The following is a 25,538-nucleotide window of genomic DNA, read 5'->3' on the forward strand; positions in this document are numbered from 1 at the left end:
ACAACTCTGCTGGCGGTCGCGCCGGCTCCGCCGGCGAATCGCTGAAACAATCGGCCCGCCCGTGGCGCGGCGTATATACCGAATGCCGCACCGGCGAGGCCGGTTACGCCGCCGAGCAGTGCTTGTTTACCGACACTGCCGAAGTCGATTTCGTCTCGGCGGTGATCGATGTATTTCTGCGACATCTGCGCGGCGAGATCGACACCGCCACCGAAGACCGCACCTATCCCGGCGATTTTCATGAAAGGAGCAGACAGCCTGGCTACCCGCGCCATGGGGATGAGAGCCCGCTTGGCCGCGGACTCGGCTCCTATTCGTTCCACCCAGGCCAGCAGCCGGTTCCGGGCAGCCACGATTATCGCTTCGCTGCGGGCCCGGTCCGCCGCGGCTTTCAGCGGGCCGCCGACGAAGATGTCCGTCGCCACCATCGCCACCATCGCGGCGAGGGTCCAGATTATTCTCCATTTCGTGTATTGATAATTTCCGCTGGCGGACGACGTGAAAGCGGCCAAATTTTGCCCGTATTCATGCGTATTGCTGATATCCGCGAGCATCGGGCGATTCCGGAGATCGCCTTTCTCGGATTCGGTCATGCCCGAGAGGGCCAGACTTTCCATAGCGGCGAGGCGGTCCAAACGGGGCCCCAGGTTCTTCCAGCGTTCCATGCAATCGGATATGCACTCCGACGTCGCGTATCCGATATCTTCGTCGAACTTGGGAAAGCTCTCGCCGGCGACCCCCTTGACCGCCCAGTCCGGAAGTTCGGGCGGTAACCGCAGGGTCACCGAATTCGTCCGTTCACGTTGACAGCCGCTCGCTGCCGGTCCCTACGCATGACGGGCTACACCTGATCAGGGGGAAAGGTCTTCGTGCTGTGACGTTTCGCGGTAGTCACGAGCAGCCGATGCAGGACGCGCGCAGGGGCAACAGCCTTTCCCGCTTCGAGCTGCACCTCGGCAAACGCGTCGGCCAGCGCCCTTCCCGGTTCGAATCTGCCGTGCGGGAAGCCGTATCCGCTCAACCGGCCGCGCCACCGCCGGTAATCGGTGACGACGACGCCGAGCGGGGTATCGAACCGGCTGTCGCCGCACTCCGAGAGGTACTCGGAAATCAATGTCCGTTGCGATATGGAATGGGCGCGAAGACCACCTGTCACATCGAGGGCATGACCGAGTTCCCGCACGATCATGGAATACAACGGCCGACCGGCGGAACCACGAGAAATACCGCCACGTTCGGTGTCCGCGGACACCTTCCGAGCGAGCGAGTCGGTATTTTTGGCAGTCGCCACGTTCAGAATCAGACGCTTCACCCTCGGGATGTTTTCGCCTTCGTCCGAACTGCGAACCCAGTCGAGCCGCGTGACGGCGTCACCACATTCGGCGATCGCGAATTCGGGCAGGTCGAGGTAGGGGTGGGCGGTGAGTACGTCGTCGAGGGCCTGCGCGATTTCGCGCAGCGTATCCAGAGCGATTCCGGGGGTGTCGAACCCGGTCACCTGGAGACCGTGGCGTCTCATGAGCGCCTCGGCGAGTTCCCGCCCTTCGTCCGACGACGCATGCCGTGCCTCGACCCGCTTGTCCTCGCGCCGAACACGTTTCGGAGTTCCCGGAGCGCCCTTCGCCGGGGCCTTCGGCGCCCCGGGCGTACTCGGCCGCCCTCCTCGCGTCGAGGGAGCCGAGACTTTGCGTGCCGGGTCCGGCCTCGGGCCGGCACCGTCCGAACGGCCCGACCAGGGTGTGTTCGACCGTTGCGATTCCGCGGAGCCCGGGCCGTCGACCTTCTTCGATGGTGCGGTTTCCGGAACCGCCCGCGACGACGGGTTTTTGGCGTCCGGTGGGGGAAGCACCCCCGACGCCGGTGGCGCGTTGCCCGCCGACGGCGCCGACGCACCTGTGAGGCCGCTGCCTCCGCCGGACGTCGCCGACGGAGAATCCGGCGCAGCGTCCGACGAAGCCGGCACCGGCTGATTCTGCACACTCCGGCCGGCTGGATCGGTCACCGAAACCGGCTCGGCCGCAGCACCTCCCGCCCGCTGGGCCGCCGATGACATGGGGGCTCGGGAAAGCGGAGCGGCGGAGTTCGGCGTACCGACCACACCCGGGGTCGCCGATTCAGGCCCACCGGTCGTGAATTTCCCTGCACCCGTGGGGGTTTCGCGATCATCCCCCGTACCCAGGATAGATGTCCTGCCGTCCAGGTCCGCTTCCTCGAAACGACCCGCGATGCCCGACAGCAGTTTCCCTTCCTCGGTCAGCGCTCCGAGTGTGCGATTCATGTTGTCGAGCAGGGTCCGGGAGTCGGGCTCGAACGTCTTCGCAAAGGTGTGGCCGGGTTCGTCGTCGCCCCAGAATTTGCCGACCCTCGCGAAGTGGTCGCGAAGCTCGTTGTAGATCTGGCGAGCCTCGCTCGCGATCGACTCGTACTCCTGGACGACAGCGCGGAGCCGAGCCTCGTCGATCGACAGCTCCTGCCCCACTTCGACCACCTCGCTCCTGTTGCCGACGCCGACGATTCTCCGTCCCTTCTCCCCGTTTCCCACATCTGGGAAAGCCGGCGGTGTGCTGCTTGGATGGACAGCACACTGTCGACACAGGCCCGTTCGGCACGGCGAACGGCGGAAACGGAGTGCAACCGCATGGGTGGGGCAAGCCGGCCGGAATCCGAGGGCGGGAGCCGGTAGTGGATCCACTGTCCGCCGCCGGCGACGATTTCCGATACCTGGCCCGCACGGAAGTCAATCAACTCCTGGACAATTACGAGGAGCAGATGGCGGGTCTGGCCGAGATTCGCCGGCGACTCGATTCCCTCCGGATCCAGGCACGTTCGACGGACGGCACGATCGAAGTGAGCGTCGACTCCGCCGGGGTGGTCACCGAGATAAAACTGGAGCCGGCGGCCATGCGGAACAAGCCGGAAGATCTCGCCCGGAAACTCACCGAAGTCATCCGTGAGGCCGCGATGCATGCCGAGAAACACACCGCCGAGGCCGTGGCCCCGGTGGCCGACATCGTCGACCCTCTACCCGACCTGCCCGAACTGCTCCCCGGCGCCCCCAGCCTGCGTAATCCGATTCCGCCCGAGGACGATCCGGAGGATGCCGCGCCGACTCGGTGACCCGCAGCGCGGATCCGAGTGCACGTTCCTCGGCTCCGCACGGTGTTCCACCCACAATCGAGGCCAAGCTGTTGACCGGAAGTGTGTACCAAGTCACACTTGCGGCTGCTACCGTCCCCAGCACGCGGTCGGGTCGTGTGGAGGTGGTTGACGTGGGCGTCGGTATCGGGTCGGTTCTGCACGGGGCTCAGCGCAAGGCGGTCGAGGTGACCGAGGCGGTGCGGGCGTTGAATGTGCTGCGGGAGCGCGGGTTCATCGATCCGCGCAATCTCGGGGAGACGGTGTTGTCGGCGAAGGAGGGGCGCCGGCTCGGGCCGCAGGCGACGATGGTGCGGCATGCCGCGCGGATGTGGCCGCAGCGGACGGCGCTGGTCGACGAGCACGGCAGTATGACCTTCCGCGAACTCGACGACAATTCCACGCGGCTGGCGCGCGGGCTGCAGTCGCTCGGCGTCGAACCGGGAACGGTGATCGGCATTCTCGCGCGCGATCATCGCGGACTGCTGCTGGCGATGGCGGCCGCCGGGAAGGCCGGTGCGCGGCTGGCGCTGATGAACACCGGCTTCGCGAAACCGCAGTTCGCGCAGGTCTGCGAACGCGAGCACGTGAAGGTGGTGCTGCACGACAGCGAATTCGTCGGCCTGCTCGACGCGCTGCCGCCGGAGCTGCCGCGGGTGATCACCTGGGTCGACGACGGTGCCGAATTGCCCACGGGCGCAATAACGATCGAGGAACTGATCGCCGCCCACCCGCCGAACGAGCTGCCGTTGCCGGCCAAGCCGGGCGGCTTCGTGATCCTCACCAGCGGCACCACCGGCCTGCCGAAAGGCGCTCCCCGGGAGGCGGTTTCGCCGATCTCCTCGGCCCAGATCGCGGATCGGATCCCGTTCCCGCCGCAGGGCACCATGCTCATCGTCTCGCCGATCTTCCACAGCACCGGCCAGGCCACCTGGCTGGTCGCCACCGCCCTCGGCGCGACGACGGTGATGATGCGACGCTTCGACGCCGAGCGCACCCTGGCCCTGATCGCCGAACACGATGTCGACCTGCTGGTCGCGGTGCCGACGATGCTGCATCGCATGGTCGAACTCGATCCGGCGGTGCGCGCGCGTTACGACCTGTCCTCGCTGAAGTCCATCGTGCTGGCCGGATCGGCGCTGTCTCCGGAACTGTCGGTGCGTGCCGCCGAGGCGTTCGGCCCGGTGCTCTACAACCTCTACGGCTCCACCGAATGCGCGGTGGCGACGGTGGCCCAGCCGGCGGATCTGGCCATCGCCCCCGGCACCGCCGGACGCGCACCCATCACCTGCGAAGTGGTGCTGTTCGACGAGAACGACCAGCGCGTCCACGGCCCGAATGTCAAGGGCCGCATCTTCATTCGCTCCGGTGCGCCGTTCGGCGGGTATACCGACGGACGGCACAAGCAGATCATCGACGGCTATATGTCCTCCGGCGACGTCGGTCACTTCGACGAACACGGACTGCTGTTCGTCGACGGCCGCGACGACGACATGATCGTCTCCGGCGGCGAGAACGTCTTCCCGCAGGAGGTCGAGAACCTGCTGCTGGAGCGGGCGGACATCTTCGACGCGGCGGTGGTCGGCGTGGACGACGTGGAATTCGGCAAGCGCCTGCGCGCCTTCGTCGTGCCCGAGCCGGGCGCCACCCTGGATCCGGACGAGATCAAGGCGTACGTGAAGGGCACGCTCGCCCGCTACAAAGTGCCGCGGGACGTGGTGTTCCTCGACGATCTGCCGCGCAACGCCACCGGCAAGCTGTTGCGCCGGGCCCTGGTGGAATACCAGATCACATAACCGGTCACCCGACCAGTTGCGCGGTACTGTCGGTTACAGAGACGCGAACCACATCTTCGCGCCCCTGCTTGCTAGGGTTAGCAGGCACTGGATCTCGATGTTGCGGTCCCGCCTGCCTGGCGGAATCCGCGGAAGGTTGTACCTATGTCAGCTGTCCTTCCGTCAGCAAGCACTGCCCTCCGAAAGGCCGGAGATCTGGCTCTGGGGGTCAACGTCATGCGCAAACGCGGGCTGTTCAGCCCGCTGCGACCGGATCATGCGGTCAGCTCGGCGCTCAACGTCACCAAGTTCGGACCCTTCGCGGGCGTGATCATGCACGCGGCGAAGACCAATCCGAAGTCCGCGGCGCTGCTGGACGAGCGGGGCGAGCTGACCTTCGCCGAGGTCAACGAACAGTCCAACCAGCTGGCGCGCGGCCTGGCGGCGCACGGCCTGCGCGAGGGTGATGTGGTGGCGCTGCTGGCGCGCGACCACCGCGGCATGGTGCTGAGCCTGGCCGCCACCGGCAAGCTGGGTGTGCGCGCGGTGTTGATGAACACCGGCTTCGCGAAGCCGCAGTTCGCCGACGTCGCCACGCGCGAGCAGGTGAAACTGGTGCTGCACGACAGCGAGTTCTTCGACCTGATGAGCGCCATCCCCGACGAGATCCCCCGCATCCTGACCTGGGTGGACGAGTCCGACAACGTCGATCCCGCGATCCCGACCGTGGATTCGCTGCGCGAGGGCCACTCCCCCGACGCGGTGGCCGCGCCGGCGAAGCCGGGCGGCATGGTCATTCTGACCTCCGGCACCACCGGGACCCCGAAGGGCGCGCCGCGCGACAAGGTCAGCCCGTTCATCTCCGCGCAGTTCCTGGATCGAATTCCGTTGCCGCGCAACGGTTCCATGGTCGTCGCGGCGCCGGTCTTCCACGCCACAGGACTGTCGCAGTTCACCCTCGGGCTCTCGCTGGGCAACCGGATGATCTTCCAGCAGCGGCGTTTCGATCCCGAGCAGACGCTCGCCAACATCGACAAGTACAAGGCGGAGTCGCTGGTGGTGGTGCCCACCATGCTGCAGCGCATGCTGGACCTGCCGCCCGAGACACTCGCCAAATACGACATGTCCTCGCTGCGAATGATCTTCGCCGCCGGCTCGGCGATCCCGCCGGACGTCGTGACGCGCAGCCTGGACTACTTCGGTGACGTGCTCTACAACGTGTACGGCTCCACCGAATGCGCGCTGATCACCGTGGCGAGCCCGGAGGATCTGCGCAAGTCGCCGAGCACCGCGGGCCGTCCGCCGCTCGGCATCCGGCTGGCGCTGTTCGACGAGAACCGCAAGCGCATCACCGAACCGAACGTCACCGGCACGATCTTCATCGAGAACGCGCATTCGTTCAAGGCCTACACCGACGGCCGCACCAAGGAAACCATCGACGGCATGATGTCCAGCGGCGACGTCGGGCACTTCGACGAGGACGGGCTGCTGTTCATCGACGGCCGCGACGACGACATGATCGTCTCCGGCGGCGAGAACGTCTTCCCGCAGGAGGTCGAGCACCTCATCGCCGACCGCGCCGACGTACAGGAGGCCGCGGTCGTCGGCGTCGACGACAAGCAGTTCGGAAAGCGCCTGCGCGCCTTCGTCGTTCCCGGTCCCGATTCCCAGCGCGACGCCCAGGAGATCAAGGACTACGTCAAGGCGAACCTGGCGCGCTACAAGGTGCCGCGCGAGGTGATCTTCCTCGATGAGCTGCCCCGCAACGCGACCGGCAAGCTGCTGCGCAAACCGCTGACCGAGATGGACGTCACCGGCGACTGAGTCGTCCGGCACGCATCGGCCCGGGAGTGCGACTCCCGGGCCGATGGCGTTTCCGCGGCGCTTCCACGCGGAATGAGTTCGACGTATCTGTGAGTTGGCTTCGAAGCGGTCGGCTATCATTCAGCTCGTGTTTTCCCCGTCCGGCCGGGTATCGGCCCGCGCCCAGGTGTCGACGCGTACGCGTCGGGCCGCGGTGGCGCGGTTGCGGGGCGCGTCGGCCGGATCCGTGTCGGGAGCCCTGTCGATCGCCGCGCACGGTTGGGCGGCGGGCGGGATGCCGGTGCAGTCCAGCACTCTGATGCTGCTGGTGGCCGCCTCCACGGCGGTCGGCGCGCTCGTCGCGGGGCTGGCACCGCTGCGGACCACCGCCGTCGGACTGGTCGCGGCGCTGTGGGGCGGACAGCTGATCGGCCATCTGGTGATGTCGGCCGATATGGCGCAGATGCACGATATGCCGCTGTGGACGCCGGCCATGCTGGGCGCCCACCTGGTCGGCGCGGTCTGCGCCGCCGTCGTCATTCTCGGCGCCGAGGCCGCCTACCGGATCGGTACCGCGGTCGCGCGCGTCCTGCCGGTCCCGGTGAGCCTCCCGGCGATCGACGAATCGATTCTTCCCCGCAGCGTTCACCGCGACCGGGTGATCCTGCGGATCTTCCCCACCGAAACCTTCCGGACCCGAGGTCCGCCGCTCCCTGTGTACTGCTGAGACATCTCAACACCCACATTCGCGAATCATCCTCGCCGACAGTGCGTTTCGTAGTACCGCCACAGTCCCGTTGCGGCGGTACTACGAGGCCACCTCTCGGCCGGATTCGGTCGCACCGCACGGCACGCCGCCGTGCGGTGTCCTCGGCCGCACCGTCCGGCCGCGCAACGACTCCGCACCGAACTCCGCGTCGGTGACGATCGAGGCGATCCGAGCCACGGCGACGCGATTCTCGCGCACAACGATGTGGGTGCCCTCGAAACAGGAGCACTACCAGTGAGCATCACCGATATTCCGGCTGCCGGCACCGAACCGCCGCAGCCGGACAAGTCGCCGCCCGTCGCGGCGCAGCAGTCACCACCCGGTTCGGCCGACCAGTCGCCCACGGACGCGGCCGAACAGTCGCGACCGTCTCGGTCCGGCACCGGACGAGCGGTGCAGGCGCTGGCCATGCGGCTGCACTTCTACGCCGGCGTCTTCGTCGCGCCGTTCATCCTGATCGCGGCGGTGACCGGGGCACTGTACGCGGTCGCGCCCAGCATCGAGTCGATCGTGAATCGCGATCTGCTGCACGTCGATTCGACCGGCCCGGCGCGGCCGCTGTCGGAGCAGATCGCGGCCGGTGTGGCCGCCGAACCGACGCTGGCGCTGGTCGCGGTCGACCCGGCACAGCACGCGGGCGACACCACGCGCGTGATCTTCACCGATCCGAGCCTCGGGGAATCCGAGCGGCGCGCGGTCTTCGTCGATCCGGTGACCGCGACCTCCGTGGGCGACAGCGTCGTCTACGGCAGCACGGGTGCACTGCCCCTGCGCACCTGGATCGATGTTCTGCACCGGAATCTGCATCTCGGCGATGCCGGCCGGCTCTACAGCGAGATGGCCGCGTCGTGGATGTGGATCATCGCGCTCGCCGGTGTGGTGATGTGGCTGCGCCGCTCGCGCGGTTCCGCGCGGCGGCTGCTGTGGCCGGATCGGTCGAAGGCCGGTCGCCCGCGTAGCGTCACCTGGCATGCCGCGGTCGGGATGTGGATCGTGCTGCCGCTGCTGTTCCTCTCGGCGACCGGTATGACCTGGTCGCAGTATGCGGGGCAGCACATCACGTCGCTGCGGCAGCAGTTGGACTGGACCACTCCGGTCGTCGACACGGCACTGCCGGGTGCGCCGATGCCGGCGATGCCGGCCGGCGGTGAACATGCCGAACACACCGGCGGACACGGCATGTCGATGCCAGTTCCCGCCGACCGCGCCGCTCGGGTGGACAAGGTCCTCGCGGTGGCCCGCGGGCACGGTATCGACGGTCCGGTCGAGATCACGATCCCGGCGAAGGACACCACCGCCTTCACCGTCAAGGAACGCCGCCTGTCCGGGGTCTACACCCAGGACGCGATCGCGGTGGACGGTAGGACCGGCGATGTCACCGACATCCTGCGGTACGCGGACTGGCCGCTGATGGCCGAACTCGCCAACTGGGGCATCGCGCTGCATATGGGCATGCTGTTCGGCCTCGCCAATCAGCTGTTGCTGCTGGCCACGATGATCGCGCTGATCACCGTGATCGGACGCGGCTATCTGATGTGGTGGCGGCGGCGTCCGACCCGCGAGAACAGCCCGTTCACCTTCGGACGGGCACCGGCACGCGGAGTACTGCGACGGGCGCCGCTGTGGATCAGCATCCCGCTGGTCGCGGTCACCGTGGGAATCGGATGGTTCGCACCGGTGCTCGGCGTGAGTCTGCTCGCCTTCCTGATCGTCGATATCGTCCTCGGCCTGATCGCCGGACGACGCCGGGAAGTAGTCGCCTGAAGTCCTGAATCGCATTCGGTCCCGACACCTGCCGACGTAATCCGGCTGCGCCGGAACATCTTTCCCACTCGCACGAGCGACGCCGAGTCGCCCGTGCGGTGAACGCGCGCTCGGCCGGGCCGGGACAGCCGCCGACACAGCGATCGGCCGGCATCACCGATTGCGCCGTCATCCGTCGGACACACCGTTTTCGGTCGTCCGGGGCTGCTTCATGCCCGCATTCGGCGCCCTCGGCATACCTACAGCAACTTTCGTTTACCTGATACCGCAAAGGGATTCATCACCATGGGAATCAAGAACATCGCCGCCACCGCCGCCCTCGTCGCCGCCGCCCTGGGCCTGAGCACGGCCACCGCGGGCGCCGACCCCGCCGACGCCGGTGCCGTCGGCTTCCAGGCGACCACCACGCCGACCGGCACCGTCATCTCCACCGACGCCGGATCGCTGTCGGCCGACGACGGCGTATTCACCGTCAAGGCGGCCGACGGCACCGTGCTGGCCGGAACGCAGCTGTCCTTCCGGGTCGACGATTTCGTCTTCCCGATCGAGGCGCAGATCCACGACCGCACCGCGACCCTGACCCCGAAGTTCGACCTCGCGCACGCGGCGTACCAGCCGGTCGCGATGCCGTTCGAGGACAGCGCGCCGTGGAAGACCCCGTACGACCGGGAGCAGGCCGCGTGGAGCCGGATGACCAGCACCCTCGGCGCCGGCGCCTCGATCGGCACCCTGGTCGGCGGCATCGGGGGCGCCGGAATCGGCTGTGTCCTGGGCGGAATCGCGGGCGCGACCATCGCGGCGGCCACCATCGTCGGCATGTTCGGCCCGTTCGTTCCGGCCGCGGTGGTGGGCTGCCTCGGCGGCATCGTGGCCATCGGCGCGCTGGGCACTCTCGCGGGTCAGTTGCTGGTCACCGCCCCGGTCGCGGTCCTGGCCGCGGCGCAGTACTTCACCACGGTGAACTCCCCGTTCCCCGCGAAGTGAGGTAGGTGAGGCCACCCGGCGGAGGCGCCCAGCGCAATCCGCCGGGATCGGCGCCGGCACGGCCGTTCCGGGATATCGTGCACACGATCAGCACAGGTTGTCTCCGTTTTCCCTTCGCGAAGGAGTCACCGCGTTATGAACGAATCCTGGTTCCGCCGCGCCGCGTTCGCCGGTATCGCCACCGCGGCGGCCACCGTCCTCGCCGCCGCCCCGGCCTCCGCCCATGTCACGGTCTCCGGTCCCGACGCGGCCCGCGGCGGCTCGGCGGTGCTGACCTTCCGGGTGCCCAACGAATCGGCCACCGGTAGCGCCACCACACAACTGAGCGTGCAGCTTCCGGCCCTCCCGGAAGCCGAAACCGAACCCGTGCCGGGCTGGAAGACGAAGGTCACCCGCGACGACAACCACCGGGTCGTCGCCGTCACGTGGATGGCGGATCCGGGCGGCGGCATCGGGGCCGGGCAATTCGAACAGTTCTCGGTGCTGGCCGACGGACTGCCGGACGCCGACACCGTCACGCTGCCCGCCGCCCAGACCTACGCCGACGGACGGGTCGTGAAGTGGGACCAACCCGCCTCGGGGGACACCGAACCCGAATTCCCCGCGCCGACACTGGCATTGGCGCCGGCGCACGAGGGCGGGGCGCAGAACCACGGCGACATCCACGCCGCCGCCGCGGCCGAGGAACACGAGACCGACACCACGGCGCGATGGCTGGGCAGTATCGGCATCGTGCTCGGCGCCCTGGGTGTGCTCGCGGCCGCCACGATGTTCACGCGGAACCGGTCCCGGCCATAGCCGCCGCTCGGCACCCGGGAGCGTGATCGACGGAGACCGCCCGTACATTGACGACGACCGCAATGGCTGATCACGGGCGAGAGTGGGAGTGAGCGTGCCGGAGCAGACCGTCGGCATCATCGGCGCCGGCATCATCGGACTGGCGATCGGCCGGGAAATCACCCGCCGGCGGCCCGGCACCCGAGTCGTCGTCGTGGACAAGGAGGATCGGGTCGCGGCCCACCAGACCGGCCACAACTCCGGAGTCGTCCATGCCGGAATCTATTACGAGCCCGGGTCGCTGAAGGCCACCCTGTGCGCCCGCGGACGGCACCTGCTGCGCGACTACTGCGCCGAGAAGCGGCTGCCCTACGACGAGGTCGGCAAACTGGTCGTCGCGGTCACCCCGGACGACGTGGTGCGGATGGACGCGCTGGCCGAACGGGCGGGCAGCAATCGCGTACCGGGACTGCGGCGTATCGATGCCGATGAGCTCCGGGAGATCGAACCGCATGCGACGGGCCTGGCCGCGCTGCATTCGCCGCATACCGCCATCACCGACTTTCCCCGGATCGCCGCCGCCTTCGCCGACGACATCACGGCCGCGGGCGGGCAGATCCGGTTGTCCGTTCCGGTCACCGCCGTCACGCGCGCCCCGGACGGCATCCACCTCGGTACGGACGCCGCGGACATCGTGGTGGATCGGCTCGTCGTATGCGCGGGCCTGCACAGCGATGCCGTGGCCGGGCTGGCCGGAGACGAGCCGGGGCCCAGAATCATTCCGTTCCGGGGCGAGTACATGCTGGTCCGGCCGGAGAAGAAGGATCTGGTGCGCGGACTGATCTACCCGGTGCCCGATCCGCGGTACCCCTTTCTCGGCGTGCATTTCACCCGCCGGGTGAACGGGGAGGTGGAGGTGGGGCCGAACGCGGTGCTCGCCCTCGCCCGCGAGGGATACCGACGGTCCGCGGTCTCGGCGCGAGACCTGCGTGACCTCGCGGCCTGGCCCGGGTCCTGGCGGATGGCGCGCCGGCACTGGCGTACCGGGGTGCGGGAAATCTACGGCTCACTGTCGGCGCGCGCGTATATGCGGGCGGCGAGGCGGTATGTCCCGGATATCGGCGTGCGCGATGTGTTCCGGGCCGGTTCGGGGGTGCGGGCGCAGGCCGTCGACGCCGGCGGGGAGCTCGTCGACGATTTCCGCATCCACCGCCTCGGCCCGATCACCGCAGTCCGCAACGCGCCCTCCCCCGCGGCCACCTCGAGTATGGCCATCGCCGAGTATGTGGTCGACGTACTCGAGCAAGACGACCGATAGCGTTGGGCCGCTAAGGTTCCGCCGGGCCGCCGGGCGTCTCGGTCTCGGACTGCTCCGGTTCGGATTCGGTGAGTTCGCGGACCGGGCGTAGCACCACCCACAGCAGGAAGGCCGCCGCCGCGACGAGCATCCCGATCCCGGCCCAGAGGTTGATATTCCACCCACCCGTGCGCACCCGCTCGGCGGCGGTGTCGTGGACGAGCGAGGTGACGACGAGAATCAGGCCGTAGCACCCGAGCAGGGCACCGACGATGGTGCGAATATCGAAAAGCATGGCGTCACTTCCTCATCCGACGAAGATGTTCAGCGCGATCACGATGACCAGGGCGATCCCGGCGAGCAGCACCGGTCGCTGATACCACGGCAGCGTCGCGGCATCGGGATCGGTGAGCTGGTCCTTCGGCGTCTCCGAATACACCAGCCCGACCAGTTCGGCGTCGGGTTTGGGCGTGGTCCACATACTCACCGCGATACTGAGCGCCATATCGACCACGAAGGCCACACCGGCGGCGACGAAACTCGACCCCTGGCCGGACAGATGGAACACCTCGGCCTTGTTCAGAATGAAAATCACCACCGCGCTGAGGGTTCCGCACACCAGGCCGACCCAACCGGCGGTCGGGGTCATCCGCTTCCAGAACATGCCGAGGATGAAGGTCGCGAACAACGGCGCGTTGAAGAACGAGAACAGCGTCTGCAGGTAGTCCATCATGTTCGAGAAGCTGCCCGCGATGAACGCGGTACCGATCGCGATGGCCGTGGCGCCGATCGTGGCGAGGCGGCCGACGGTGAGGTAGTAGCCGTCGGGCTTGTCCTTGACCGCGTACTGCTGCCAGAGGTCGTAGCTGAAGACGGTGTTGAACGCGGAGATGTTGGCCGCCATCCCGGCCATGAACGCCGCCAGCAGACCCGCTAGGCCGACGCCCAGAAGTCCGTTCGGCAGAACCTCTTTCATCAGGTAGAGCAGCGCCTGATTGTAGGTCGCGTCGCCCTGCCCGGTGTTCTTCAACTCGGCGATCTGTGGGATCAGCAGTGCGGCGACCATACCGGGGATGACGACGATGAACGGGATGAACATCTTGGGGTAGGCGCCGATGATCGGGGTGCGCCGCGCGGCCGAGATCGAATGCGTCGCCAGCGCGCGCTGCACCTCGACGAAATTCGTTGTCCAGTAACCGAACGACAGCACGAAGCCGAGACCGAGCACGATGCCCGTCACCGACAGAACGTTGTTCGAGAAACCGCTCAGCTCGTGGCCCGGCCAGGAATGCCACTGTTCGGAGCCGTCGGGCCGGGCGGTCACCTGGTCCTTCAGACCGCTCACACCGCCGATGCGATGCAGGCCGACCAGGGTGAGCGGCAGCAGCGCCGCGACGATGACGAAGAACTGCAGCACCTCGTTGTAGATCGCCGCCGACAGACCGCCGAGGGTGATGTAGGACAACACGATCAACGCCGCGACGATCACCGACACCCAGAGCGGCCAGCCCAGCAGCACGTTGACGATCGAACCCAGCAGGTAGAGATTGACCCCGGCGATCAGCACCTGGGCGAGCGCGAAACTGATCGCGTTCACCAGATGCGCGCCGGTGCCGAAGCGGCGCCGCATGAACTCCGGGACGCTGCGGACCTTGGAGCCGTAGTAGAACGGCATCATCACCACGCCGAGGAACAGCATGGCCGGCACCGCGCCGATCCAGAAGTAGTGCATGGTCGGCATGCCGTATTCGGCGCCGTTGGCCGACATGCCCATGATCTCGACCGCACCGAGGTTCGCGGAGATGAAGGCCAGGCCGGTGACCCAGGCGGGCAGCGACCGACCCGACAGGAAGAAATCGATACTCGAGGAGACCCGTGCGCGGGCCATCAGTCCGATACCGAGTACGAACACGAAATACACGGCGACCAAGGCGTAATCGACGGGCGCGGCATCGAGCCGGAGCTGATCCGCACCCAGCACCGCCGCCGCTGAGTCGAACCGGTGCGGTAGCTGAGCTAGAGGCTGCATACGGATCTCCTGTCGGAAAGACCAGCGGTCGACCGGGTCGCGATGTGCCCGGATCGTAGCGCGCCCCAGTACATCTCCGGGGCCAGTCCGCGTCCCGCGCGGCGCGCGCCGGGTCGATCTGCCACTCTTCGAAGAAGGAATTTAGAGAAACGTCGCCCTGCAAAATGCAACACTGGTGAGCCCGGGAAGGATCGAACACGATGCTCACAACTCATACTTCACTCGACCCCCTCGGCCGCCGTGATCGCGATCGCGAAGGATCCGCGACGCTGACGATCGAGATCGGCACGGCGACGGGAACGGGCGCTACCGAGGTGGCCGCCTTCGACGCCGCCCTGTGCGAACTCGGTGTGGGAGAAGCGAATCTGATCCGATTGTCGTCGGTGATCCCACCGCGGGCACAGCTGCGGCGCACCGCGCGGGTGCGCCAGCGGATCGGCTGGGGCGACCGTCTCTACTGCGTCTACGCCCTCGGGCACGCGCGGGCGCGGGGCGCCACGGCGGCCGCCGGGATCGGCTGGACCCTGTGTGCGGACGGTTCCGGCGCGGGCCTGTTCGTCGAACACGCCGCCGAAACGACCGAGCAGGTCGACGATCTCATCAACGCCAGCCTCGCCGATATGACCGCCGCGCGGCCGGGACGCTTCGGCCCGATCCACACCGCCACCGTCGTGGCGCGCGCCGACGGCCGCGACACGTGTGCGCTGGTGCTGGCCGCGTACCGGGCCAGCGGCTGGGATCGTCCGTGAACGATGCGCTCGGCCCCGGAGTGTTGTGGCCGGGCGTCGAGATCACCCTCGAGGCGACGATCGCGGACGCCGAGATCGAACTCTTCCACGACCTCTACGAGCAGGCCTTCGGACCGCTGCGAGCGCAGGCGGTCGCCCGGCAGGTGCTGCATCGCAACGAATTCCGCGCGGAGATGACCGACACCCGGGTCGACAAGATCGTGGCCCGCACGCCGGCCGGCGAACCGATCGGACTCACCACCCTGACCCGGCATCTGGACACCGTGCCGTGGATCAGTCCGGAGTACTTTGCGACACGGTTTCCGCAACACGCCGAGCGCAATGCGATTTACTATGCAGGTTTCACCCTTGTTACCCCAACTGCGCGACACGGGGTGGCTTTTCATGCCATGATCAGTACAGTTGTCCAGATCCTGGCGGCAGATGGCGGGGTCGTCGGCTGGGACATCTGCTCGTACAACAATTCTCAATTCTCGTTCGCCGACGCACTGCGCAGTGTGATCGGTGAACAGGCGAACGTGGAAGTCGCGATCGAGGATTCACAAACCTACTACGCGGCTCGGTTCATCGACGACGACGCGGACGAGGGGGGCTGATGACATCCGGCACACAGCACCACCACACCACCCGCATCCGGCCGCTACGCACCTGGCCGCTGGAAAAGCTCTGGCGCACAGCACTATCGGCCGCCGTCGTCCTGATCGTCGTGGTCCTGGCGACCGCCGAATCACCGGCTCTGTCGCTGACGGCGGTCCTGGGCGTCGTCGTGGCGACGCTGACCATGATCGGGACGGGAGTGCGGCGGCATCGGCCGCCCGCACCGGCGGCCTGGTATCTGCTCGCCCTCTCCGGCGTACTGTTCGCCGCCGGTACGCTGCTGCGCGATTTCACCGGCAGCGGTTTCCCGCCCTACGACGATCTGGCGACGCTGGCCGGCTACGGCGGTGTCGGCGTCGCCGCCTTCCTCTGGTTGTGGCCGCGGCGCTCCAGCTGTCAACGCGATCTGGTGCTGGATTCGGGTTTGATCGCGCTCGGCGCCCTGCTCGCCTCATGGACCTTTCTCATCTCCCCCGTCCTGCACAACACCCGGCACTGGGACGCCTCGGGGCTGATCATGCCGATCTATCCGGTGATCGACGCCCTCCTGCTGACGCTGGTCACCCACTCCGTGGTCACGTCGTCGCGCTCGGAGACCTCGTTGCGGCTGGTGCACGTCGGCCTACTGGCGATCCTGGTGGCCGACCTCGGCTACAACCTGCAATCCGCCGGATCGGTGCATCTCGACGCACGCATGCTGTTGACGCCGCTGCTCGTCGCCTACGCGATGGTGGGGCTGGCGGCGCTGCATCCGACCATGGTCACCCTCGGCGGCGCCCGGCGGGTGCATCCGCATCGGTCCCGCCAGCGCGCCAGCGTGATCGCGGTGACGCTGGTGGTCGCCTCACTGGTACCGACGGTCGGCGCGCGGGTCGGCACAGTGGACCGGGTGGTGGTGTCCGCCCTGCTCGCCACGCTGCTGGTGGGTGTGCTGGTGCGCAGCGAGCGGGCGATCGTGCGCAGTGCGCGCAGCGAACGCCGGGCCCAGTACCAGGCCGACCACGATATGCTCACCGGCCTGCTCAACCGGTCCGCGTTGCTGCGCGCACCGGCCCGCAATCGCGAACTGTGGACCGGCCGCCCGATCTGCCTGCTGTTCCTCGATCTGGACGGCTTCAAGACCATCAACGACAGCTACGGTCACGCGGTCGGCGACGAACTCATCGCCAATGCCGCCGCCCGTATCCGCCGCGTCATCCACCGCGACGACGTCGCGGCCCGCTACGGCGGCGACGAATTCGTGGTGCTGGCCGGCGCCAACCGCGCCGAGGCGGCCGTCCTCGCGGAGAAACTGCTGGCCGCCTTCGGCAAACCCTTCGAACTGTCGGTGACCGAGGTGACCATCGGCGCGAGCATCGGCATCGCCTGCAGCGGGCCGCGCAGCACCGACGCCACCATCTACGACCTACTGCGCGAAGCGGATTCGGCCATGTACCACGCCAAGGACTATTCGCTCGGCTGCGCATTCCACGACGACCTGCGCCACCTGCCCCCAGCCGAAAGCCGGCGGCGGGTGCGCCGGCACGAACCGGCGGTATGAGCGGCGGTCACACCGCGGGCAGCTGGTCGGTACCGCTGCCCGCGCCCTCGGGTGCGAGCGCGAAACGTTCGGCGAATTCCGACATCTGATCGTGTTGCTGTGCGGGTTCGGCTCCGGCGAATCCGACGACGAGGCGATGCACACCGTGTTCGCCGAGTTGTCCGGCACGGTCGGCGGAGATATCGGCCGACCCCCATCGCGTGTACTCGAGAGCCGCGGGATCGCGGCCCGCCTCGACGGCGGCTTCGCGGGCCAGCGCGAACTGCCGGTCGCGTTCGGTTTCGGTCAGCATGCCACCGGCGAAATAGCCGTTGCCGCGCCGCCCGGCACGCCGCGCGGCCGCCGCGCTGGAACCCCCGACGTGGATCGGAAGTTCGCTCCCCCCAAGCGGTTTGGGGTAGCTGCACAGATCGTCGAAAGCGAAGAATTCGCCCCGGTGGCTGACCCCCTCCGCACCACCCGACCACAGCAGCCGCAGCACGTCGATCGCCTCGTCGGTGCGGCGGCCGCGGGTGCGGTAGTCGACCCCGAGCGCCCGGGCCTCCCCCGGCAGGCTGCCGAGGCCGACGGTGAGCAGCCGCATCCGCCCGCGAGACAGCACATCGATCGTCGCCAGCCGCTTGGCCAGCACGACCGGATGGCGATAGGGCAGTAACAACACTCCCGTGCCGAGCAGAATCCGCTGGGTGGCCGCCGCGACGAAGCTCAGGCAGTCGAGCGGATCGAAATACGGCAGGCTGGGCGGCAATTCGCCCGCGCCGTAGTCCGCCCCGGGATAGAGCGCGATGTGATCCTGGACGTAGAGCCCTTCGAATCCACAGTTTTCGGCATGCCGGGCAAAGGCGACGAGCCGATCGGGATCGGTGCCGTTGAACGCCGTGCTGTAGCTGACCGCGAAACGCATCCGGAAAACCTCCGAGTTAGCAGGTGAACGCGCACTTCGGCGGCGGCCCGGTGACAGCGTCGATCCGGTCCGTGAGATGCCGGCGTGCGGCGCCGAGTCGGGCGATCGCATCGTCGATCTCGGCCAATTTGCGACGCAGTGACTCGACCGACTCCGGGCATTCGTCACCCGACTCGTTGCCGCCGCGCAGACAGGTGACGAACGGCTGCGTATCGGCCAGATCGAATCCCAGCTCCAGCAGATCCCGGATCTTGCGTACGACGTCCACCTCGTGTTCGTCGTAGACGCGGTAGCCGTTCGCCGACCGCCGGGACCGGACCAGACCCTGCTGCTCGTAGTACCGCAGCATCCGGGTGCTCGTCCCCGCACGCTCGGCCAGTTCTCCGATCAGCATGAATTCCCTCTCGCCACTGCGGCCGCAACGCTAAACGTTGTCATCGGTGTCAACGCAAGGCCGCGGGCGCGTATTCGCGCCTGTGCGGAGGGCGAGGTGGCGAGCGGCCCGGCTAGCCGGACAGCTCGTCGAGGAGGCGGCGGGCCTGTTCGAGTTCGGCCTGCAGTTGTTCCACCTTGGCACGCTGCGAATCTCGAACGGCGTCCAGGACGGAATCCACGACCTCGGCGACCTCGGGGTGCAGCAGCTTCGCGGCCTGCGCCACCGACGCGCCCGGTACCGACAGCCCCTTGATGGTGCGCTTCTTGCCGTGCACCACATCGACGGTCCATTCACCGTCGGCGGTGCCGGCCAAGGTGACCGTCACCTCGGGCGCCTTGGATTTGCGGGCGGCCGCGGCGGGCTTCTCACGCGGAGTGCGGGCGGGCGTGGCGGCGGGTTTGGCGGCCGGTTTCGGATCCGAAGCAGGTTGCGGCGCGGGCGTTTTCGACGCCGCGGCGGGCACCGCTGCCGGAGTGGGCGGCGCGGGCGGCGTGGTCACGGACGACGACATGCTCACAGCGGTGTCCTTCCTCGTTGCCGGCGGCGTGGCGCCGGTGGTCTCGGATGTGGTGGTGCGCTTGTCCTTGCGGGCGGGCTTGGCCAGTGTCACCTCGGTCGGCGAGAACGACATGACGTCCTTCGAACCGGTCGGCCGGACCTGCAGGAAGTCTCCGTCGGCGGGGTCACCGAGTGCGATCACCTTGCCCGAACGCCCCTCGGATACTCCCACTGCCGCCGGAGTGAACCACACCATGGGTGGCCGGCCGTCGGCGAGCTCGGCCGCTATCTGTCGAATCTCGGTGTCGGACAACGGTTGCGGTTTGGTTCGTGGGGACGACATGGTGTACTCCGGGCGGGCTCGTAGACATCGGCGTGCCAAGAGCATGCCCCATGGCACCGACAAGTCCACATCGCGCGTGGCACCCGGGCCCCGGCCGACACGTCGGCAACAGCCCAGCGAACCGGCCGCGTCAGGAACGGCGAACCCGTCCGGGTGCACACGTGACATGGCGGATCCTCGAGGTCCGCCCTCCGACACGGGAAGGAGTCCGCCGCAATGTTTCGGCGAACCACCGGGCCCGGCCCCTTCTCCGGCATGCGGCGAGCGTTGCCGTCCCGCCGCGGGCGACACCTTCGCCGCTGTGTCTCCACGCCGGTCAGGGGCCGAAATCGGTGCGCGCTCTGGCTCCCGGTGACCACGAACCGGTAGCGTGCGCTGTTCATGAGGAGTTCGGTGGTCGTCGAGGTCTGCCGATGAGTTCGCGATATCTGCCCGGCCTGAGCGAAGAGCGCCGGGCGGTGATCGAATTCTGCGGGGAGTTGACCGAGGAGCAGTGGGCCGAGCCCAGTGCGGCCGCCGGATGGTCGGTGGCCGAGGTCGTCATCCACATGACGACCGGAGTGCGTGCCCTGCTCACCCCGAGTGCCGCCGCCATCGTCGCCACCCGCGATCTGGAGCGCCTCAACGAACAGCTGGTGGACGAAAAGCGCTCCCACACAACGCGTCACGTGCTCCCGGAGTTCGACACCTGGTCGCGGCGCGGCGTGCGGGCGCTGACCCTGTTCACCGCGGCGGGGATACGGCGCATCCAGCTCCCGATCGGCGAACTGGGCTGGTATCGGCTGGATCTGATTCCGGCGATGCTCCTCTTCGACTGGCACACGCATCTGCGCCACGACATCGCACCCGCGCTCGACCTTCCGCCACCGCCCACCGACGCGCTGCGCATGAACGCCATCCTGACCTGGCTCACCGTATTGCTCGAACGTTCCCACCGCGAGGCGCTGAGCTGGCTCGACGCCCCGGTGGCACTGACTTTCACCGGCCCCGGCGGCGGTACCTGGCGGATCGAGCCGCGCGGCGGGCGGCTGCGGGTGCGGCCCGGCCGGGCCGCCGGCGCCGCCGCCCATATCGCCGCCCTGGCGCTGGAGTTTCCGCAGTGGGGCACCCGGCGGCTGCCGTGGCGGGCGGGCGCCGTCGCGATCACCGGCGATGCCGAGCTCGGCGCCCGCGTCCTCGACTCGATCAATCTGGTCTGAGCGGCCGATGTGTGTCCGCCGACAGGCCCGGCGTGGGCGTACAGTTGGGCTTCGACAAGATCGGCCCCGGGCCCTGCGGTCAGGCGGGCCGATTCTCGATCGGCAAGAGGGGATTCGAGTGGACAGGCCAGCGTGGGCGCCCGAGGGCGTGGATATGCAGCGGCCCAGCCCGGCCCGGATGTACGACGCGCTGCTGGGCGGTTCCCACAACTTCGAAGTGGACCGGTGGGCCGCGGCGGAGGGGCGCAAGCTGGTGCCGGATCTGCCGCGGCTGGCACTGAGCAACCGTGCTTTCCTGCGCCGAGCGGTCCGATTCATGATCGACTCCGGAATCCGGCAGTTCCTCGACGTCGGATCGGGTATTCCCACTGCCGGGAACGTGCACGAGGTCGCGCAGGACATCGATCCCTCGATCCGGGTTCTCTACGTCGACATCGACCCCGTCGCGGTCACCCATGCGGCCACCATCCTGCACGGCAACGACCACGCGGGCGCCATCGAGGCGGATCTGCGTAAGCCGGAGGAACTGCTCACCCGCGCCCGTGAGACCGGCCTGATCGACTTCGATCGACCCGTCGGTCTGCTGCTGGTCGCCGTGCTGCATCTGCTGCAGGACGAGGAACGTCCGCGCGAGCAGGTCGCCGCGTTGCGGGCAGCCGTGGCGCCGGGCAGCTATATCGCGATCTCCCATCTGTCCTCAGCACACCGGCCGGAGGCGGCCGCCCGGATTCACGAGGAATCGACCAGCGGCGTCGGGATCCGTTTTCGCGACCGCGCATCCATCGTCGATATGTTCACCGGCTGGGAACCGGTCGAACCGGGCATCGTCGAACTACCGCTGTGGCGCCCGGAATCCGAGCGTGACCTGCACGAAACGCCGGGACGCTCGCTCGGTCTGGGCGGCGTGGGGCACAAGGTGTGACGGGGTCCACGGGATAGGCAGGGGTTGCAGGGTGGGTTCGCAGGAGTTGGCGGCGCGGTGGGCCGACGCACTCGACGGAGTGGTCGCGCCGACGCTGACGCGAACCGAGATCGAGGCCCTGCTCACCGGCCTGTGTGAGGAGCTGCTGGGCGCGCTGCGCGGCACCGTCGGCCTCGACGCGGCCCGGCTGGCCGCCTCGTCGCTGGTCGCCGCGAATTATCGCGACGATGCCGCGGTGAGCCGCTCGGTCGCGGTGATCTGCCGCGATATGGTCGCCGAAATCTGCCCGGACCCCGCCGACCCCGGCTACGAGACCGTGCGCGACCGCGCCGTCACCGTGGCCGGAGAGTTCGCCGCCGGATTCACCGCGGCACTGCGCGGCGCCGCCCTGGCCGAGCAGGAGACCACGCTGAGCGCCGCCCTGGCCGCGGTCCGGGAGGAACAGGCGCGGCGACAGCTGTCGGAGGCCCGGTTCGGCGCCATCTTCGCCGGCGCCTCGGTGGGAATCGGCACCATCGACGCCGAGACCGGCAGGGTCCGCGACGTGAACGCCGCCTTCGCCGAGATGCTGGGTGTGCCGATCGACCTGATCATCGGCCGGTCGGTGGCGGCGGTGCTCGGCGAGGACAACATCAGTGAGGCCTACACCCAGTTCCAGCAGTTGCTGACCGGCGGCCTGGACCGGTTCCGGATGGAGACCTCGCTCACCCGGCCCGACGGCCATCACTCCGATATCGACCTGTCCATGTCGGTGGTGCGGGACGCGCGCGGCAGCGTGCGATTCCTCATCGGGGTGGCCGTCGACATCACCGAACGCAAGGCGCTGGCCGACCGGCTCTGGTACGAGGCCCATCACGACGACCTGACCGGGCTCGCCAACCGGCTGCTGTTCTTCGACCGGCTCACGCGGGCCGAGCCACCCATCGGCCTGTGCTATCTCGACCTGGACGGGTTCAAGGAGATCAACGACGATTACGGCCACACCATCGGTGATCGCGTGCTGCGTACGGTCGCCGAGCGGCTGGGAGCGGCCGCCGAGCCCGACGGTCTGGCCGCCCGGATCGGCGGCGACGAGTTCATCGTGCTGATCGAGCAGTGCACGGGTGAGGCGCGACTGGTCGACATGTCGGCCCGGCTGCTGGCGGCGCTCGGCGAACCGGTGGAGGTGGCCGGCGGGTCGATCACGGTAGGCGCGTCGATCGGAACCGCGCTGGTCACCCGTCAACCCGAGGCGGTCGACGATCTCATGCACGCGGTCGACACCGCGATGTACCGCAACAAGAGTGCGCGACAGCGCCCCGGCAGCCGGTCGCGCCTGCCTCAGTGAGCGGAGAGCGTCGAGGGGGATCGATCCGCGAGTTCCTGCCGCTCTCGCTCATCGCCGTACGCGGCGAGGAAACCGGAGCAGTCGGGGCATTCGGCGAGGATCGGATGCCGGCAGTCGAGGATGTGGGCGAGGAAGCGATCGGTGGCCTCGAACAAGTCGATGCGGCGGCGCAACTGGGCCCGCTCGTCGGCGATCAGGGCCAGCCGCTCGTCGCGCCCGGAGAGGCCGAGTTCCCGGATCCGGCGCAGCGACAACCCGGTGCGCTGCAGGGTGCGGATCAGCCGTGCCCGGTCGAGCGTCTGCTCGTCGTAGGCACGATGCCCGGAGGGGCTACGCGCCGGGTGCAGCAGTCCGACCGATTCCCAGTGGCGCAACACATGCGCCTCGACTCCGACCGCCACAGCGGCGTCGCCGATCTTCAGTCCCTCGTTCATCGCCGGCCTCACCCCTTTACTTCATGTCGACCTTAAGTTTTATCGTGCCACGACACGTGGCGGCGATCCCGTCGTCCGCGACCACCCATAGAAGGGACGGATGACATGCCGGATCAGGTGAAGACACCGAGCGTGCTCGAATGCTGCACTGTCGCAGTGGGTTCCGTACGCGGGCTGATGCTGCCCCGGCGGCTCGACCGGCGCTTGCTGGCCTCGATCTCCGACGCCGGGCTGCCCGAGCCGCAGGGCACCGTCTCGGTGCGCGCGCTGCCGCAGGCACCGCGGTCGGTGCCGACGGCGGCGGTCGTGGAGGGAACGTTCACCCCGCGCCGGATCGACAACGCGCTGACCGCCTTCGTCGTCGAACATCCGCAGGCCCGGTTCGTGGTCGATCCCGGAGTCTGCCTGGATGCCGAACGACGCGCGATCTCGCAGCTCCCGGCGGTCCTGCGAGTCGCGGTGCGGCCGCCGGCCGCCACCGTGGCGACCGTCGACTCGCTGCGTGAGCACGATCCGCGGCCGCTGGATTTCGCCCTGCCCACGCACGCGCATTGGGACCATGTGTGCGGTCTGCTGGATCTGCCCGGACTCCCCGTCCACATGCATCGCGTCGAGCAGCAGTGGATCACGACCGGTGCGGTCGCGCCGGTCGGCGGCGTCCGCGATGCGCTGCGGGAGCGGCCGGTCGTCGAATACGACCTCGACGGACCGCCGGTGCTGACGTTCACCGCGAGCCACGATCTGTTCGGTGACGGGACCGTGGTGCTGGTGGATCTGGCCGGGCACACCCCCGGAAGTGTCGGCGTGCTCGCCCATACCCGGCGCGGCTGGGTGCTGCTCGCCGGCGACGCCGCCTGGCATCATCTGCAGATCGACAAGGTCCGCCAGAAGGCAAGTTACCCAGGCGGTTTCGCCGATGACGATCGCGATCTGACCTTCCGCACCCTGCACCGGCTGCACCTGGCGCGCACGACGGTGACGGTGGTGCCGACCCACGACCACGCGGCCGCCCAGCGGTTGCGGCCCGAGGAGGTGGGCGCGGCGAACGACAGCTGACGTCGCGGCGAGCGGCCTCCGCCGCGTCCGGCCGCGAGAGATTCGGCATCTTCGAGCGGTCCAGCGAGCCCCGGCTGGCTATGGACCGGCGGGCCACTCGCTCGCGACGATGGCCTCATGACCTCCTCGGCGTATGTTCCCGCTCTGGCCGGCCACGAATTCGCGGTCGACACCACCTATCTCGACACCGCCTCGTACGGCATCCCGCCGGCCCGCGCGTTCACCGCGGTGCGTGCGGTCCTCGACGAGTGGGCCAGCGGGCATCGCGCACCCTCGCGCTACGACGATCGGGTGGATCGGTTGCGCGCCGCCTACGCCCGCCTCCTCGACGGCGCGACGGCAGCCGATGTGGCGATCGGCAATTCGGCCGCCGCCCTCATCGGACCGGCCGCGGCGGCACTGGCTCCCGGCTCCGAAGTACTGGTCGCCGCAGGCGATTTCGCGTCCGTACCCAATCCGTTCCGCTACCGCGGGGATCTGCGGGTGCGCACGGTGGAACTGGAGCGACTCGCCGAGGAGGTACGGCCCGACACCGCGCTGGTGGCGTGCAGTCTCGTCCAGTCCGCCGACGGCCGGACGGTCGACGCGGCGCGGTTGCGCGCGGCCACCACGGCGCACGACGCGCTGCTGCTGTTCGACGTCTCGCAGGCCGCGGGCTGGTTGCCGCTGCGATTCGCCGATGCCGACATCTGGGTGTGCGCGAGTTTCAAGTGGCTGCTCGGCGCCCGCAGTGTCGGGCTGCTGGCGATCCGGCCGGAGATCGCCGACCGGGTGCGCCCGCATGCGCCGGGCTGGTACGCGGCCGCCGACCGCTGGGCGGAAATGTATGCGCCGCAACGGCTTGCCGACACCGCGCGGCGCTTCGACGCCACGCCCGATTGGCTCGGTGTGGTGGGTGCGCTGGCCGGAGCGGAACTGCTGGAGGAGTTGACCGTTCCGGCGATCCAGGCCCACGATCTGGCACTGGCCGACCGCTTCCGCGCCGGACTGGACGACCTCGGCTTCGCACCCGTTCCCGGACGAGCGCCGATCGTGTCGATTCCGGGCGCCGCGGCCGCCGCGGACGCCCTCGCCGAGGCCGCGGTGGTGACCACGGCGCGAGCGGGTGCGCTGCGGGTGTCATTCCACGTCCACAACGACTCCGACGATGTCGACCGCGCTCTGAAAGCCTTGGGCGACAGTCGAAGTTGATCGGCTGGC

25 protein-coding genes are annotated in these 25,538 nt (G+C 68.5%); 17 read left to right on the forward strand and 8 right to left on the reverse strand.

Annotated elements, in window-relative coordinates; all coding sequences use genetic code 11:
- Positions 1–122: 122 nt before the first annotated feature.
- A complete protein-coding gene (locus C8258_RS32260) occupies positions 123–773 on the forward strand; it encodes a hypothetical protein (protein ID WP_146161213.1) in 651 nt (216 codons plus the stop codon).
- Between the two features lie 68 nt (positions 774–841).
- On the opposite strand, the gene C8258_RS32580 is transcribed toward C8258_RS32260, so the two are convergent.
- Positions 842–2,692, reverse strand: a complete 1,851-nt coding sequence (locus C8258_RS32580) for a hypothetical protein (RefSeq protein ID WP_158271247.1) — start codon at positions 2,690–2,692, stop codon at positions 842–844.
- Between C8258_RS32580 and C8258_RS32585 the strand changes: the two genes are divergently transcribed.
- The 4 genes from C8258_RS32585 to C8258_RS11350 all read left to right on the forward strand — a co-directional run bounded on the left by C8258_RS32585 (position 2,683) and on the right by C8258_RS11350 (position 7,440).
- On the forward strand, positions 2,683–3,117 hold the full coding sequence (locus C8258_RS32585) for a YbaB/EbfC family nucleoid-associated protein (protein ID WP_158271248.1): 435 nt from the start codon (positions 2,683–2,685) through the stop codon (positions 3,115–3,117). The genes C8258_RS32580 and C8258_RS32585 overlap by 10 nt on opposite strands.
- Positions 3,118–3,260: 143 nt before the next feature.
- Positions 3,261–4,931, forward strand: a complete 1,671-nt coding sequence (locus tag C8258_RS11340) for an acyl-CoA synthetase (protein ID WP_369974742.1) — start codon at positions 3,261–3,263, stop codon at positions 4,929–4,931.
- 144 nt (positions 4,932–5,075) lie between these two features.
- Entirely contained in the window at positions 5,076–6,734 is a 1,659-nt protein-coding gene (locus C8258_RS11345) for an acyl-CoA synthetase (RefSeq protein WP_106955115.1), read from the forward strand.
- Positions 6,735–6,861: 127 nt separating this feature from the next.
- The gene (locus C8258_RS11350; protein WP_233225013.1) at positions 6,862–7,440 is read left to right on the forward strand and encodes a hypothetical protein; all 579 of its coding nucleotides are present in this window, start codon (positions 6,862–6,864) and stop codon (positions 7,438–7,440) included.
- Positions 7,441–7,521: 81 nt separating this feature from the next.
- Here C8258_RS11350 and C8258_RS32590 read toward each other — a convergent pair whose 3' ends face one another.
- Positions 7,522–7,680 (reverse strand): hypothetical protein, encoded by a 159-nt coding sequence (locus C8258_RS32590; protein WP_158271249.1) that lies wholly within the window; start codon positions 7,678–7,680, stop codon positions 7,522–7,524.
- Between the two features lie 210 nt (positions 7,681–7,890).
- Between C8258_RS32590 and C8258_RS11355 the strand changes: the two genes are divergently transcribed.
- The 4 genes from C8258_RS11355 (at position 7,891) to lhgO (ending at position 12,325) form a co-directional block, all read left to right on the forward strand.
- Entirely contained in the window at positions 7,891–9,246 is a 1,356-nt protein-coding gene (locus C8258_RS11355) for a PepSY domain-containing protein (protein ID WP_106955202.1), read from the forward strand.
- 285 nt (positions 9,247–9,531) lie between these two features.
- Positions 9,532–10,230, forward strand: coding sequence for a hypothetical protein (locus C8258_RS11360; protein ID WP_106955116.1), 699 nt, complete (start codon positions 9,532–9,534; stop codon positions 10,228–10,230).
- A 135-nt stretch (positions 10,231–10,365) separates the two neighbouring features.
- Positions 10,366–11,028 (forward strand): YcnI family protein, encoded by a 663-nt coding sequence (locus tag C8258_RS11365; protein ID WP_106955117.1) that lies wholly within the window; start codon positions 10,366–10,368, stop codon positions 11,026–11,028.
- Between the two features lie 94 nt (positions 11,029–11,122).
- Positions 11,123–12,325, forward strand: a complete 1,203-nt coding sequence (gene lhgO / locus C8258_RS11370) for an L-2-hydroxyglutarate oxidase (RefSeq protein ID WP_106955203.1) — start codon at positions 11,123–11,125, stop codon at positions 12,323–12,325.
- A 10-nt stretch (positions 12,326–12,335) separates the two neighbouring features.
- On the opposite strand, the gene C8258_RS11375 is transcribed toward lhgO, so the two are convergent.
- Together C8258_RS11375 and C8258_RS11380 are read right to left on the reverse strand one after the other, a co-directional pair.
- On the reverse strand, positions 12,336–12,599 hold the full coding sequence (locus C8258_RS11375) for a hypothetical protein (RefSeq protein WP_063012152.1): 264 nt from the start codon (positions 12,597–12,599) through the stop codon (positions 12,336–12,338).
- Positions 12,600–12,611: 12 nt separating this feature from the next.
- Positions 12,612–14,333 (reverse strand): sodium:solute symporter family protein, encoded by a 1,722-nt coding sequence (locus tag C8258_RS11380; protein ID WP_233225014.1) that lies wholly within the window; start codon positions 14,331–14,333, stop codon positions 12,612–12,614.
- Positions 14,334–14,533: 200 nt separating this feature from the next.
- Here C8258_RS11380 and C8258_RS11385 point away from each other — a divergent pair, with 200 nt between their 5' ends.
- Genes C8258_RS11385 through C8258_RS11395 form a run of 3 tightly spaced genes read left to right on the forward strand, consistent with a single transcriptional unit; the run spans position 14,534 to position 17,219 of the window.
- On the forward strand, positions 14,534–15,082 hold the full coding sequence (locus tag C8258_RS11385; protein WP_106955118.1) for a pyruvoyl-dependent arginine decarboxylase: 549 nt from the start codon (positions 14,534–14,536) through the stop codon (positions 15,080–15,082).
- Positions 15,079–15,678: a hypothetical protein gene (locus C8258_RS11390; RefSeq protein ID WP_233225015.1), complete on the forward strand. Its 600-nt coding sequence runs from the start codon at positions 15,079–15,081 to the stop codon at positions 15,676–15,678. Before C8258_RS11385 ends, C8258_RS11390 begins: the two co-directional genes overlap by 4 nt.
- Positions 15,678–17,219, forward strand: coding sequence for a GGDEF domain-containing protein (locus tag C8258_RS11395; protein ID WP_106955119.1), 1,542 nt, complete (start codon positions 15,678–15,680; stop codon positions 17,217–17,219). Before C8258_RS11390 ends, C8258_RS11395 begins: the two co-directional genes overlap by 1 nt.
- Positions 17,220–17,226: 7 nt before the next feature.
- On the opposite strand, the gene C8258_RS11400 is transcribed toward C8258_RS11395, so the two are convergent.
- From C8258_RS11400 to C8258_RS33500, 3 genes are all read right to left on the reverse strand, one after another.
- Positions 17,227–18,123 (reverse strand): TIGR03619 family F420-dependent LLM class oxidoreductase, encoded by an 897-nt coding sequence (locus C8258_RS11400; RefSeq protein WP_106955120.1) that lies wholly within the window; start codon positions 18,121–18,123, stop codon positions 17,227–17,229.
- Positions 18,124–18,139: 16 nt separating this feature from the next.
- On the reverse strand, positions 18,140–18,517 hold the full coding sequence (locus tag C8258_RS11405) for a MerR family transcriptional regulator (RefSeq protein WP_106955121.1): 378 nt from the start codon (positions 18,515–18,517) through the stop codon (positions 18,140–18,142).
- Between the two features lie 112 nt (positions 18,518–18,629).
- Positions 18,630–19,400 (reverse strand): DUF6319 family protein, encoded by a 771-nt coding sequence (locus C8258_RS33500; protein ID WP_106955122.1) that lies wholly within the window; start codon positions 19,398–19,400, stop codon positions 18,630–18,632.
- A 413-nt stretch (positions 19,401–19,813) separates the two neighbouring features.
- On the opposite strand from C8258_RS33500, the gene C8258_RS11415 reads away from it, so the two are divergent.
- The 3 genes from C8258_RS11415 (at position 19,814) to C8258_RS11425 (ending at position 22,848) form a co-directional block, all read left to right on the forward strand.
- Positions 19,814–20,599, forward strand: a complete 786-nt coding sequence (locus C8258_RS11415; RefSeq protein WP_158271250.1) for a maleylpyruvate isomerase N-terminal domain-containing protein — start codon at positions 19,814–19,816, stop codon at positions 20,597–20,599.
- A gap of 118 nt (positions 20,600–20,717) precedes the next feature.
- Complete coding sequence (locus tag C8258_RS11420; RefSeq protein WP_106955124.1) at positions 20,718–21,521, forward strand: SAM-dependent methyltransferase; 804 nt, start codon at positions 20,718–20,720, stop codon at positions 21,519–21,521.
- 31 nt (positions 21,522–21,552) lie between these two features.
- Complete coding sequence (locus tag C8258_RS11425; RefSeq protein WP_106955125.1) at positions 21,553–22,848, forward strand: sensor domain-containing diguanylate cyclase; 1,296 nt, start codon at positions 21,553–21,555, stop codon at positions 22,846–22,848.
- On the opposite strand, the gene C8258_RS11430 is transcribed toward C8258_RS11425, so the two are convergent.
- Entirely contained in the window at positions 22,842–23,282 is a 441-nt protein-coding gene (locus tag C8258_RS11430) for a MerR family transcriptional regulator (protein WP_106955126.1), read from the reverse strand. The genes C8258_RS11425 and C8258_RS11430 overlap by 7 nt on opposite strands.
- A gap of 156 nt (positions 23,283–23,438) precedes the next feature.
- On the opposite strand from C8258_RS11430, the gene C8258_RS11435 reads away from it, so the two are divergent.
- Both C8258_RS11435 and C8258_RS11440 read left to right on the forward strand, forming a co-directional pair.
- On the forward strand, positions 23,439–24,338 hold the full coding sequence (locus C8258_RS11435) for an MBL fold metallo-hydrolase (protein WP_233225016.1): 900 nt from the start codon (positions 23,439–23,441) through the stop codon (positions 24,336–24,338).
- Between the two features lie 117 nt (positions 24,339–24,455).
- Positions 24,456–25,529: an aminotransferase class V-fold PLP-dependent enzyme gene (locus C8258_RS11440; protein WP_106955128.1), complete on the forward strand. Its 1,074-nt coding sequence runs from the start codon at positions 24,456–24,458 to the stop codon at positions 25,527–25,529.
- The last annotated feature ends 9 nt before the right edge of the window (positions 25,530–25,538 follow it).

Origin of the sequence: Nocardia sp. MDA0666 (assembly GCF_003023875.1) — a bacterium.
GTDB lineage: Bacteria > Actinomycetota > Actinomycetes > Mycobacteriales > Mycobacteriaceae > Nocardia > Nocardia aobensis.

Bases quoted from the DNA above. Each gene is read 5' to 3' on its own strand.
- C8258_RS11345 (WP_106955115.1), top strand. From the start codon at position 5,076: ATGTCAGCTGTCCTTCCGTCAGCAAGCACTGCCCTCCGAAAGGCCGGA.
- C8258_RS11355 (WP_106955202.1), top strand. From the start codon at position 7,891: ATGCGGCTGCACTTCTACGCCGGCGTCTTCGTCGCGCCGTTCATCCTG.
- C8258_RS11360 (WP_106955116.1), top strand. From the start codon at position 9,532: ATGGGAATCAAGAACATCGCCGCCACCGCCGCCCTCGTCGCCGCCGCC.
- C8258_RS11365 (WP_106955117.1), top strand. From the start codon at position 10,366: ATGAACGAATCCTGGTTCCGCCGCGCCGCGTTCGCCGGTATCGCCACC.
- C8258_RS11375 (WP_063012152.1), bottom strand. From the start codon at position 12,599: ATGCTTTTCGATATTCGCACCATCGTCGGTGCCCTGCTCGGGTGCTAC.
- C8258_RS11380 (WP_233225014.1), bottom strand. From the start codon at position 14,333: ATGCAGCCTCTAGCTCAGCTACCGCACCGGTTCGACTCAGCGGCGGCG.
- C8258_RS11385 (WP_106955118.1), top strand. From the start codon at position 14,534: ATGCTCACAACTCATACTTCACTCGACCCCCTCGGCCGCCGTGATCGC.
- C8258_RS11395 (WP_106955119.1), top strand. From the start codon at position 15,678: ATGACATCCGGCACACAGCACCACCACACCACCCGCATCCGGCCGCTA.
- C8258_RS11400 (WP_106955120.1), bottom strand. From the start codon at position 18,123: ATGCGTTTCGCGGTCAGCTACAGCACGGCGTTCAACGGCACCGATCCC.
- C8258_RS11405 (WP_106955121.1), bottom strand. From the start codon at position 18,517: ATGCTGATCGGAGAACTGGCCGAGCGTGCGGGGACGAGCACCCGGATG.
- C8258_RS33500 (WP_106955122.1), bottom strand. From the start codon at position 19,400: ATGTCGTCCCCACGAACCAAACCGCAACCGTTGTCCGACACCGAGATT.
- C8258_RS11415 (WP_158271250.1), top strand. From the start codon at position 19,814: ATGAGTTCGCGATATCTGCCCGGCCTGAGCGAAGAGCGCCGGGCGGTG.
- C8258_RS11430 (WP_106955126.1), bottom strand. From the start codon at position 23,282: ATGAACGAGGGACTGAAGATCGGCGACGCCGCTGTGGCGGTCGGAGTC.
- C8258_RS11440 (WP_106955128.1), top strand. From the start codon at position 24,456: ATGACCTCCTCGGCGTATGTTCCCGCTCTGGCCGGCCACGAATTCGCG.